This window comes from Chryseobacterium sp. 14P4.3.2 (assembly GCF_057799275.1).
This window is the reverse complement of the sequence record NZ_JBYOKO010000032.1, coordinates 1-12,934: the sequence shown is the minus strand read 5'-3', so window position 1 is coordinate 12,934 and position 12,934 is coordinate 1. Positions and strand designations below refer to the sequence as shown.

Below are 12,934 nucleotides of genomic sequence, written 5' to 3'. Positions count from 1 at the left end.
GGGAGCGCCTGCGCTGTTTTTGGCAAAGGTTACACTTACTTAACTATATTAGCAGTTTTCGTAAAACCTTCTCTTTTATTGGTCTATCAAGTTGGTCTTTATATTGATAAATATACTTATTGTTTTCAAAATAAATATATAAAGTTTTTAAAACACAACACCACCGCTCAATAGCAGTGGTGTTGTTATTATTACTTCGCCACACGATGCAATCGTGCTGCAGCGAGGGGAATGTTAAATCACATTAATAACAGAAATCAACATATCTGAAACATGATCAATGTCTATAGTAAATCATTTATACTAGTCGCTTTTTTCTTTACACTGTACGGATCATGCAATAGTTCATAAACTATACCGTGACTATCAACAGCTAAATAATTGCCTTCCCCCAAGCTTTTAATAGTATAAAAAGTTCCTTCAGGGATTTCTATTTTAAATGTATCCTCTATATCTAACTCAACCAACTTATTCTTATTAACATCTTTAATTATTTCTAAAAGAACTTCTTTATCGTTCTCATTTTTAAAATGTTTTTCTTTTAGAGTAGAAGTATCATATTGATTTAAAGTATAATTATTCAAATTTATATCTTTAATAAAAAAACCAATAAACATTCCCTCAAGAAACGAAATATTAATTTTTTCTTTTTCTTTACTTTTTTTATTGTATATAAAAATATTTTGTAATTGAAAATACCCTAAATTAGGTTTGCTATATACTTTCTCTAATTTTGCATTTAATTGAACACTATACCAATCTTTAAAGTTCAAGTCGTTTGGTTTAAAGCTTATTAAAAAATCTTTATTCAATTGATCAAGAATATAATGATAACGAGTAGGTAAAAGCTTAACGAGCTCTCTAAAGAAATTTATTTCTTCATCTGTAAACTCTTTTATTTTTTGTTTTTTAAATATTCTAAACATAATTATTTCCAAGTTAAATTATACATTTCTTTCACCCATTTTGGTGCAAATCTAGCCCGATATGGGTCTGCTATAGCGTGCTCTAAACTGCTAACAGACTGTAAATTAAAACGATTATTCAGAAGCCAATTAGGAGCCCATTTAGCTCTTTGAGGAATAAATCTATGGTGCAATTCCATTGATTGCTTCCATACTTGTCCGGTTTCGGGGTTTTCCAAAGCTTGTAAAACAGGTTTTGCATTTTTAGCCCAATAAGCAGCTCGATACTGTGCAAAAGTAGGACCTCCTTTTGATATATAATTAAAAGCTTGCCCTAAATACCTGCCAGCTCCAGCGGCTCTCCAACCAGCTGCCAATAGCTCACCTCCGGCAAGAGACGCTGGTAACTCCAGGAACATGAAATTCTCAGCCGCTGAAACAGACTGCCCAACTTTAGTATTTTCTATAGCATCATACAGTAAAGATCTACTTTGACTTAAGTTCCAACCCTGTCTAGCATTATCAAGCCCATTCTCCATCTTAAAGCTATTGTATGATCCTTCAAAGAACACCCCACCTTTTCTTCCTGTGACAAAAACTTCCGGAACATAATTGGTTGCTTCACCAATGCCTCCTTCCTCAAAGTTAACATTTAAACTTTTATAGCTACCATTATACCCCAAAAGAGTACCATCACTATCCATAAAGCCAAAACCTGTATTAGACCAAGTTCCACCCAAACCGAATGCTGTATCAATAAGTCCAGCAGCAGACATACTATTTGCACCTCCATCATCTCCGGGATTTATACCCAAAAAAGAATTATAATATTGTCTACCCGTGGTAAATCCGGGAGTTCTTCCTGAAGTATCAATACTCCCATCCTGGTTAAACCATCTTCCGTCTACATCATACTGCAAAACAGGATTGTTGGCTACATACGCATATGAGCTTGTAGAAAGGTAACTTTCTGCCAACTGGTCTATCCCGTTCCATCTTCCCAGATCCGGCATATACTGCCTCCAGCCGTAATCAAACATCCCGGTTTCCTGAAGTTCTTTACCGTTGTATTTATTGCTGTACAAACTTCCGAAACCTGAATTGCTGAACGAATTTGAAATATGGTTCAGTCCAAGGGACTTTACTGATATTTTTAAAAATAGAGTATTGATTTTCAATACTCTATTTTATTATCAATATTGTTAGAATTATCAAAAATTAATAGTAATCATATTTTATTGCAAATATCCAGAACATAATGCATAGGAATACAAAGATTAAAACAATCTTTCTTGATTTTTTTACAGTTTTTTTATTTGCATAAAAAGCATTAATCTTCTCTGTCAAATCGTCATCACCTATTAACTTGAAAGTTGCAAAAATATATCCATAAGCAATTCCTATTATTAGTGGATATAAGAACACTTTTGAAGGAAGTCCAATAGTTTTATCTACTATCATTAATATTGGAAATTCTAATAATAACCATAAAGGAAAACCTAAAGTTAAAATCGAATAAAAATTCTTATCTTTATGTTTTTTATAATAAATATGTGTTTGCAAATAACACTCATAATAAGCGTAGAAATATGCATTTTTAATTGTATTTATAAAGTTTTTCATGTTAATTTTCAGGGTTTAAATAATCATAATGATTGCTGCCTCTATTCATAGCTCCCCATGTCCATATATTCCAATAATTTACATCCGTATTATCAATACCTAAAGAAACAGCTGGTCCTACATAAGGAATAAAGCCTGCAGCATAACTCATAATTCCTCTTGATATATATCCTGGATGATGAGATTCGTAAAACTGAGCCATAGAAATTGCTAATCCAGCATATGCAACTCCTTTTACTACTTTTGAACTGTTTACAGCATTAATAGCTTTTACATTTTTCAAAAACTTTGCACCTGAAATATATTTATTACCATTTAAATAACCATTACTTCTATATAGATTATAAGTTTTAAAAATATTAGATGTTTTTATCATTTTACCTGCATCTACAAGATCATTTGATACTTGAGCAGTAGTTCCTAAGGTGAGCCCAATTCCATTTGTTGCATAAGATTGAGCTGTACTTGCATTATTTAATATTCCCCAATAATCATAGTTATTTTCTTTAAATTTTAAAAAGCCTAGTGCTCCTACTCCTTTCACATTAGTATCAGGGTCATCATAATCTGTCCACCATCTTAAAACTCCATCCTTATTGCTAATACCTACTGTTCCTCCATTAAAAAAGGAGGTCATTAAGTCAGTATATGCCTGAGTCTTACCAAAAGCAAGATACCCGCCGCCGCCTTCATCTGGTGTTCTCCCCATAAACTGAGTCATCAGCATTTGAGAATGTGACATAATTGTAAAAGGATTAGCATATCCCGATGTATCAATATGTCCAGCTGCATCCATCCATCTTCCATCAGGATCTCTCATTGAAATAGGATTATTGGCTACATAGGCAAAAGGACTTATAGAAGTATATGCTTCCGCCAACTGGTCTATCCCGTTCCATCTTCCCAGATCTGGCATATATTGTCTCCAGCCGTAATCAAACATCCCGGTTTCCTGAAGCTCTTTGCCGTTGTATTTGTAGCAGTAAAAACTTTCGGATTTGACACCAACATATCCAAAACACCTGATATGATCTTCAATATTTTAGACAGCCTGTTTTCTCTTTTCTTCTATGCCAGCTATCCACAACATCATTTAAAATTGAGATTTTATTAATATTTTTAAAATTAGAGTGCTGATTTTCAATACTCTAATTTATCACGAACATGTTTGAAACATTGCCCAATTATTTACCCTGTCTAATATCTTCCATCCGTTTTTTATATCTTATATTCTCTAATGAATCTTTTATTTTCTGTTCTTCAATATATTCCCTTGAATATGGCCCAGTATGATTACTTTTAGCTCTTTCAGATAATAGATAATAAGAAAATATCATATTAATAATAACCAGTACAATTATACTCCAAACTATAATACCACCTATTTTATTTTTTTCTTTAGAGAGTTGGTCAAATTCCAGATTATATTTTTTCCAAGTATTATTATAATCTATAGTTATATAAGACGTGAGTAAAAAAAAGACAGCAATTCCGATATAAACTCCTTTTGTAAAATTGATACTTTTGTCAATAAAAATATTATAGTAGTTTAATAGAGTAATAGTAAACCAAATACCTAAAGTACCTAAAAATATACTCCCTGTAAAATCTTCAGGGAAAATAGATCCCTTTGAATGTTTATACAGTTTATAAAAGAAATAATAATATGCTTTTTTTATTTTTTCCATATTTTAAAATTTAATTGCTGAATTATTTAAGAATGGATGTCCTATCATTTGTTGTTCATTTGCTTCAGTTGCTGCAGCAGTTTCAAAAGCACCGATCCATCCACCCGGATAATAATTATCAACTCCAAAATATAAAGTGCTAATTACAGCTCCGTAAGCTCCTCCTTTTAAACCCACATATCCCATTACTGTATTTAATCCGGCCTTGCCCGGATGCACTGCATTGGGAGAAGTTGGATCTTCATAAAATGTTTTTACGCCATACACGTCCATTGCAACACCTAAATAAAATGAATATTTCCCTAGACCTTGTCCGATTTTACTTAGCCCGGTAGTTTTTATATATGCATTTTTAATAAAAACATTACCATTAGCATTAGGGCGGTACAATTTAATAGATAAACCTGTAGTTCTAATTCTGGTTTGTCCTGAAAATTTCTCTAAACTTAATGCAGCTAGTTAATCTCGAAAGTCTAAAAACAGATAAGAGTAGAATTTTCTCTACTCTTATCTTAATTATAAAATCATTTTCTCACATTATCCCTAATATCCTGAATTTCTTTCTTATATTTTGCGTTTTCTATAGAATCTTTGACTTTTTCCTGTTCTATATAGTCTTTAGAATATGGTCCTGTATGATTCAGTTTTGCTCGATTAAGCAATAAATAATATGAAAATATAGTATTTAATATTATTAAAATAATAATGCTCCAAACAATAATACCATTTTTTTTATTTTTTTCTTTAGGTAATTGATCGAACTCTATATTGTACTTTTTCCATACATCAGTACGAATAAAACAAAAATAATGTAATAGGAAAAGTATTACGACTGGGATAAAAATTAAAGGCTGTCGAAGGGTTAATTCACCTATTTTTTTTCCGGTGATCAATAGAAAATAGTTTAATATTGATAATAACAACCAAATTTCTAACGCTCCTATTGAAGCACTTGCTTTAAAATCACTCCACCATGGTGTTGAACTATCTTCATAGTGTTTATAAAGTTTATAAAAAAGATAATAATAAGCACGTTTCATATTCTTACATATCTAGAATTTTATAGCTGAGTTACTTAAAAATGGATGTCCTGTCATTTGTTGTTCATAAACTTCTGTTTTGGCTGCTGTCTCAGAAGCTCCTACCCAACCTCCCGGGTAGTAATTATCAATTCCAAAATATAAAGTACTAATTATAGCTCCGTGGTAATAATAGAAATCAACATATCTGAAACATGAACAATTTGAAAACCATCATAGCTACAAAGAACCTAATTTGTTATAATTAGTATGAACGGTGAATTCAGGAAATACTCTCCTTCATTTGTTGCTTTCATATTCTAAATACTCTATAGAATATCTTCCTATATGATTCTTTTTAGCCTGTAGATCAGCATAAAATACTGAGTAAATGAAATTAATTATTATTAATATAATTCCAATCCATGTAACCATTTTATATTTAGAATTTTTTTCTTCTGAAAGTTGATCAAATTTATCTACATACAATTTATATCTATCCTTATAATCAAATATAAAATAATTTGGTACCAATATTAAAATTGATACTATTAATAAAAAAATATTATCATTTAAATTTATTATTATTTTGGTTGCTCCAGTATAATAAAACATAAAAGATGATAATAAAACTAACAGAATTGCATCAAATGATAATATACTTATAAAGCTATAAGAAAAAAGCGTAGGAGACTTTTGTGCTGCTTTATATAAGGTGTAATACGTGTAATAATAAACTAATTTTAATTTTTTCATTATTTTTTATTATTTAGGTTCATGTGCTCCCATTATATGAAATCTATATGGGCCAGCATTATTAAATCCTGCATCTAGTTGACTCTGAAAATCATTAGCTCCATTAAACCATCCTGGCCATCCTTGCCCACCTGGACCATCGTAATGATTATCTACACTAAAATAAGTAGTACCAATTGATGATCCAATTGGGCCTCCCCATGTCCCTATTATTCCCATTACTGTATTTATCGCCGCTTTTCCAGGATCAACCTTATTGTTAGATGTAGGATCAAATATATAATTGTAAGATGCTTTTATATCCAATCCAAATCCAACCCAAAAACTAAAAACTCCAGCTCCATGAGCAACTTTACTTAGCCCTATTGTTTTAGTATATGCATTTTTAATAAAAACGTTTCCATTAGCATTAGGGCGGTACAACTTGATTGATGATCCAACACTTGTTACCCTTGCTTCACCGGATAGTCCCCCAAACCCTGCAACAGCAGTAGCAAACCATAGATTAACTTGTCCTCCAGAACTATACCAATCCAAACTATTATCTGGTTTGTACGGATTGAAGTTATGATAAGACTGCCTGATCTCTGGCATCCCAGAATAAGATCTTAGATTTAGCATCTCTAATACTCCTATTCCCTTAACTCCAGTATTAGGGTCTTTATAAGTAGTCCACCAGTACATATCACCTTTTTTATTAAAGTCAATAAATATATTTTGTTTTCCTAATCCATCTTTAACCTGATCAAATAAAGAATAGCCATCACCAAAACTATCTGGATTTAGAGTCACTCCGGTAGATGATGTCATATATCTCGGTTTATGAGAACTACCTAAAAATTGAAAAGGATTTGCCTGGCCCGATGTATCAATATTTCCAGCTGCATCCATCCATCTTCCATCAGGATCTCTCATTGAAATAGGATTATTGGCTACATAGGCAAAAGGACTTATAGAAGTATATGCTTCCGCCAATTGATCTATCCCGTTCCATCTTCCCAGATCAGGCATATATTGTCTCCAGCCATAATCAAACATCCCGGTTTCCTGAAGCTCTTTTCCGTTGTATTTGTAAGAGTAGAAACTTCCAAAATTGGAGGAATTCAATCCGTTTCCTCCCGTATGGTTTAAGCCAAATGGATAATAGTTGTTGGTATCGGTAATTTCAGGAGCGCCTGCGCTGTTTTTGGCAAAGGTGACCCTGCTGTTTCCAAGGTGGTCTCTGTACTGGTAAATATAGCGGTTTTCTGTGAAACTGTAAAAACCTTCTGCGGTGGCCACAAAATCAAGCCTCCATTCTGGGGTAATAGGAGTAATGACAGGATCAAAAATATTTTTATAAGCCTGTACTTCGTAAGCATTTTCGGTTCTACAGGTCATACAGATTCCACCGCCTTCGAAGTAGCTGTATTGGAAACCATCTAGATAATCTGTGGTACGGATGGACGCTGACCCTCTTGGAGGACTAGAAGAATATGTTTTGCGAAGCTTGGTTCCGTCTGCACGATAAAGGTAAGTAATAAATCTATTTAATAATCCAAAATCATTTTGTTGGGTAGCAACATACTGATTGGAGAGATTGAGGTAATTATATTGTACAGACTTCACCCCTTTATCCAGCATATCTTTCATATTCCCGTTCAGATCATAGGAAATGGTATTGTTTCCGCCTTCATATCCGGTGTCGTTCAATGCATTTTCAGTGACTTTTGTTAAACGGTTTCCAGTGTAATTATAAATCAGATCATCCACCTGAGTTGCTGTGTTGCCGGTGACAGGGAAAGCATTTCTTTTTAAGGTTTTAATGTTTCCGTTCAGATCATAGGTCAGATATTCATTATAATTATTATTAAACGGCAGAGCGGCATCAGGTTCAGAATATACGGCATCCTGTAATCTGCTAAGGGCATCATAGGTATAATTGTATCGTTTCAGGATACCTTCAGAGGCATTTTTCCAGTCTACCTCTGTGATACTCCCATTGAATTTCCCGGGCGACACATTGGTATTCACAGGGTTAGTATACTTCATTTCATACCCGAACAGTTTTCCGTTCAGGTTTGAAGGATCATTAATTTTAGTCAGCCAGCCTCTGATATTATAAGTATAGTCAATACTTTGCAGTGGCTCGGCAATATTGGTTCCGCCCAGTTTTTTATTTTTCAGCTGAGAAAGCTCATTGTATTCATTCCGCACCAGAATTTCTTCCGGATTGGTATCAATCTGATGTTTATGAACCAACAGCCTGTTTTGGGCATCATAAGTATAGGTCTGAGTGATTACTTTTTCAGGATCGGCTGCCAGTCTTTTATGATAGGCTTTGGTTTGTTTGGTAACACCTGCGAAATCAAGGACAGATTCTGTTTTGGTATACCCACCCAAATGATTGATGCTGTATGATCCAACAGCTCTTCCCTTACTATCGTAATAGATATAACTCTTGGTCCAGTTATCATCTTCAATGTTTTTAACTAATGACATTACAGGAAGTCCTTTGGTACTTTTTCCTTCAACCGGAGTTTCTTTTAAAACGGCTGCCCCCTGAATAGTCTGTGGAAAAGAGGGGTTAAATGAGTAGCCAGGATATGAATCATAATAATTAACTGATAATAAAGTTACCCATTTGGAAGCATTGGGATATGCACCATTAGGATCATAAAGGACATCCATTCCCTGTCTGTTAAAGGTAACGGATGGGGAACGCTTCACATTATTTTTATTCGGAACCCCATCGGCCAATCCCTGCTCTGTATTCCGGTCTCCTCCGGCAGCAATTCCTGTAAAAGCCACTCTTCCGAACTGGTCATAGGTGGTATACAGCCATTGTCCTTTCTCTTTCAGATTAGCATCCTGAGTGGCAACCAGCCTGTCCTGTTTGTCATACACCATATACTCCCAGCCTTTTCCGGGAAGTTTCTTTTCTACCTGACGCCCCCAGGAATCATAGCGGTACTGGTAACAAAGATTGTTCAGAAGCTCATCAGTAATGGTTTTATGAACAGCCTCCGGAGGAAGAATAAAAACAAGCTGCCCATATTCATTGTATACATAATAAGTATCTACATGTACTGTAGAGCTCATTATTTTTCTTGTTAAGATGGTTTGTCCTTTTTTGTTCTTAAATTCTACGGTTTCTATTCCGTCTTCATCTTTTACTGTACTTTTATAAAGCTGGTTAGGGACATAAGTTTCTGATGGAGATAAGGTCAATATGCTTTTAGACACTCCATTTTCCCAGCTCATGGAGATGAGATATAGATAAACTTCATTAGCCTTATTGGTATCATATTCAAATTGTACAGGTTGGGTACTCCAGGCTTTACCTACAGAAGTTTGCTGTAAAACTCTGTTTAAAGGGGAGTTCTCTACTACTTTCTCCGTATAAATCTTTTCATCTCCATAAGTTGCAGGATAAACGCCTAAAGGTCCTGAGTAATAATTACCCCCGCTGCTTGAGAGCTGCGGTACCGGCAGATAATCTTTCGTCTGTCTGCCAAACTGATCGTATTCAATATGAGTGACCACATCTCTTCCTAATGGAGTAGCAGCCACATTAACGATTTGCTTCGGTCTTCCCAAGCCATCAAGATACTGAACGGTTTCAACAGATTTTGAAGGCTGGGTACCATTATAATCCAGATAGGTTTTGGTTTTAACATAATTTTCCGTGCTGGTCTGGGCATGAAACAGAGCAGCCCCAAACAGCAGTGTTGATACTATTATTTTTTTCATCGCTTTAGTTTTTATAATTGTATTGGTATTCCTTCAGAACCAAACCATTCATATCCACAATTTTTTCAAGCCTGTTCTGGCTGTCATATTTATAAACTGCCCTGATTCCGTTGGGAGGAGTTACCGTTGTAGATCCAATCAAAGGATCATACGTATAGGTGGTAATCAGAAAATTGTTCAGCTGGGTATTATTTCTAAAAGAATCAAGTGCCGCTAAAAGCTGTGGTTCTTTTGAAGGATCTGCAGCATCTGCGTCAGATGCACTGATAATAGCCTGAACCAGGGAAGATACCTGTGTATAGGCAGCTCCTTCTATTTTTGCAATAGGCAGGGTTTTGTCATATCCATATATGGTTGTTACCACATTTCCGTTTGTATCCGTATATTGGATAACATTTCCTTTTTCATCATATAGATCTATGGTAGCTGTTTTTTGTGCTGTGTTTCCAATATTGGAAACCGCAATGGCTGTAGGATACAATAAAGATGGATGGGTAAATTGAGTTTCAACACGGGAAACCAGCTTTCCGTCTATTTTGTTTTCTACAATAACAGGGGTGTTCAGGATATGAGCTGCTGAAAGGTTGGCATATCCTGTTTCGGGATAGGTATTTATTTGCTCTTCAGTTCTGCCATCTACTATCTTTTTGGAAAGTACGGGCTGAAAGTTAAAGACTCCAAAATTGGTTTCTGATGTCTCCTGCACACTTCTGCCATTTTCAAAATAAGCGGTAGCCGTTTTAGTAAGCTTTTTTAACCAGGACGATCTAGAATAGGTAATGGGTGACCAATTATCATAAGTGTAAAAGATTGGAGTATCAATCATTCCCGGAATATCCTCGAAGCTATAGTCAGTTTGTTCCGCTATAAGGAGTTTATGATCTGAATTATATACTTGTGTTTTCTCCAAGAGTCCTCCTTTTGAAAAATTGTAATAAGGCCAGAATTTTTCATTGTTTGTACCCCCCGTAAAAGGAATCTGAGGATAATCATTTGGAGTCTTGTAATAATATTGGGTATACCCGTTATTATCATCTATCACCTTTACATTATTGTATAGAGTATACATACGAGATTCCGTATCCATTTCATTTGTAAATTGATAACCAGAAGAAGCCGAGGGATCAGTAAAGCTATTATACTCAAACCTTGTCTGTTTGGTTGGCAAAGCATCAGTTGGACTGTTATAGTATTTGATATTATTGATTCTTATCCCGGCTCCTCCTGTACTATTAGGAAAAGGTTGCGGGACATGACCAAATTCTGTGAAAGAAATTTCAGCAGTTCCCTCTCTGCCTTCAGTTCCAAAAACTTTTAAAGTATAATTTCCTGGAGAAAGATTATAAATCAAGGCACGATCTTCATCTTCTCCTTTACAATATCCCCTCGGGATCAATGCTCCGTTTTGGTAAATACCAAATTTAAGATATTTTGTGGTGATAGGATTATACCAGGGATCAAATTCCGGAGTTGGCGGATCTACTTCACGTTCAAATAAACTCAGAATTAACATTTTAGGTGCTGTCCCCGATACCGTGAAAGAATGTTCTAATCCCAATCGGGTATCTGATACGATTGCCGGTCTGAAAACTTGTAAATATTGTATTTCATTATCTATAAAACTAGTTCCATTCAAAATGGTAGAAAGATAAGCCGGGTCAGCCCTATTCTTGTATTGTTGACCATACTCATAATTATATTCTACAACACCACCAGATGGATTTATAATTCTCTTTAGTAGAGGACGGGTATATGATGGCTGATTAGTCAATCCCCAGATTAAATCAGGACAGAAATAGGAAACCGGAGCTCCGCCGCCAGGATTTGGAGGATAAAATGTCAGGCTTGCATATTCCAGGCTTGTTGTTTCAGATATAGCTCCATTTCTATCTAATCTTTTGATCTTATTCAACATCCTTTTATAGACATACTCCATAGACCCCCCAGCTAGCTGCCCGTCTTCAATTTGGTCAGAATTATATTCAAAAGCATATTGAGAAATAGTATGATTATTCTGGTCTTTTAAAATGACTTTTTGCACCTGATAAGGATCATTCATTCTCCAGGGCTCCTCAAAATAGTATTCATATTCAATTTTACCGAACCCGGGAGAATTGATTGACTTTAACTTACAGTATTGATATAGCAGTTTATTGGATGGAAAAAATTTATTTTTAACATATTTCTCGTAAGTAAATGTAGCGAGTTCTACATTATTGGCATCTACAATTCTGGTCAGAAAAAATGCTGAACGAAATTCACGGTTTACCTCATTTAATTTTTCAGAGGTACTTCTACTATAATCATTGAAAAAATATTTGTTCCCTTTGGCATCCGTAATCGTAAAAGAATCAATGATCAGTGTAGCTGTATTAGAATTCCTGAAGTATTCTATTTTATGTCTATTGGAAGAAAGATTAACCAATTGAAACGTATCGTTATCTCTTATAAAACTGAATTTACCTGAAATCCCCGGAGCATTATAATAATAGATATCATCAAATTTATTTTTTGTATAACCACCACGAGTAACATCATCATTTCGTTCATCATAAAGGTCAATAATTTTCCTAGAAATAACACCTCCTCCAAATATCGACCAACCCGTTCCTATATCACTGGCTGGCTCATCTTTTTTTACATTTAAAATACTATAAGACATGGAAATACCTAATGAAATATTTTCATTGCGTGACGGAAGTTCAAAAAGTGGGAAAGATATTTCCGGCATCCCGGTTGCGTTGGTTTGAGGAGTATTGTTGTATGATGACAGAGAGGAAACCGAAGGCACCGGATTAGAAAATTCTCCAAAATTAATATCTGGCCGTTGAGCTTTAACATATTGGGTAAAAATGCAGAATAGCATTCCCCATAATACAATTGTTTTCTTCATTATTTTGTTTTTTTATTTCTTAATCAATTTAGCATTCGCTGTTTTATTCGTATCCGTTTTTATCGTCACCAGATAAGCGCCCTGAACAAGAGCCTGCGTGTTAATCTTGGTTACTTTATTCTTTGTCTTCAAGCTCTGAAGCTGTCTTCCGCTCATATCATACAGCATAATATCAGCCTCTTTAAAATCAAAGCCAATTTCTATGTAAGCATAATCTGATACCGGATTCGGATAGATCTTGATATCAAATTTCTCCATTAGCTGATCAACCTGTTTGTCTCCCAGTTTTACAATTTTCCAGTTTTCTTTGCCCAGTTC

At 34.7% G+C, this 12,934-nt stretch carries 11 protein-coding genes; all 11 read right to left on the bottom strand.

What is annotated here, in order from left to right:
• Window positions 1-284: 284 nt before the first annotated feature.
• Window positions 285-926, bottom strand: coding sequence for a hypothetical protein (locus AC27VX_RS23295; RefSeq protein ID WP_300687365.1), 642 nt, complete (start codon window positions 924-926; stop codon window positions 285-287).
• A 2-nt stretch (window positions 927-928) separates the two neighbouring features.
• Window positions 929-2,083, bottom strand: a complete 1,155-nt coding sequence (locus AC27VX_RS23290) for an RHS repeat-associated core domain-containing protein (protein WP_488698320.1) — start codon at window positions 2,081-2,083, stop codon at window positions 929-931.
• A gap of 40 nt (window positions 2,084-2,123) precedes the next feature.
• On the bottom strand, window positions 2,124-2,528 hold the full coding sequence (locus tag AC27VX_RS23285; protein ID WP_488698318.1) for a hypothetical protein: 405 nt from the start codon (window positions 2,526-2,528) through the stop codon (window positions 2,124-2,126).
• 1 nt (window position 2,529) lies between these two features.
• Window positions 2,530-3,555, bottom strand: coding sequence for an RHS repeat-associated core domain-containing protein (locus tag AC27VX_RS23280; RefSeq protein WP_488698322.1), 1,026 nt, complete (start codon window positions 3,553-3,555; stop codon window positions 2,530-2,532).
• A gap of 157 nt (window positions 3,556-3,712) precedes the next feature.
• A complete protein-coding gene (locus AC27VX_RS23275; protein ID WP_300687363.1) occupies window positions 3,713-4,216 on the bottom strand; it encodes a hypothetical protein in 504 nt (167 codons plus the stop codon).
• 3 nt (window positions 4,217-4,219) lie between these two features.
• Window positions 4,220-4,606, bottom strand: coding sequence for a hypothetical protein (locus AC27VX_RS23270; RefSeq protein WP_488698316.1), 387 nt, complete (start codon window positions 4,604-4,606; stop codon window positions 4,220-4,222).
• 134 nt (window positions 4,607-4,740) lie between these two features.
• Window positions 4,741-5,256: a hypothetical protein gene (locus tag AC27VX_RS23265; protein WP_488698314.1), complete on the bottom strand. Its 516-nt coding sequence runs from the start codon at window positions 5,254-5,256 to the stop codon at window positions 4,741-4,743.
• 279 nt (window positions 5,257-5,535) lie between these two features.
• Window positions 5,536-5,991, bottom strand: a complete 456-nt coding sequence (locus AC27VX_RS23260; protein WP_488698312.1) for a hypothetical protein — start codon at window positions 5,989-5,991, stop codon at window positions 5,536-5,538.
• A gap of 9 nt (window positions 5,992-6,000) precedes the next feature.
• The gene (locus AC27VX_RS23255) at window positions 6,001-9,723 is read right to left on the bottom strand and encodes a DUF6443 domain-containing protein (protein WP_488698310.1); all 3,723 of its coding nucleotides are present in this window, start codon (window positions 9,721-9,723) and stop codon (window positions 6,001-6,003) included.
• A gap of 4 nt (window positions 9,724-9,727) precedes the next feature.
• Window positions 9,728-12,616 (bottom strand): hypothetical protein, encoded by a 2,889-nt coding sequence (locus AC27VX_RS23250; protein ID WP_488698308.1) that lies wholly within the window; start codon window positions 12,614-12,616, stop codon window positions 9,728-9,730.
• 12 nt (window positions 12,617-12,628) lie between these two features.
• The coding region (locus tag AC27VX_RS23245; protein WP_488698306.1) for a T9SS type A sorting domain-containing protein at window positions 12,629-12,934 on the bottom strand (306 nt) is incomplete at its 5' end.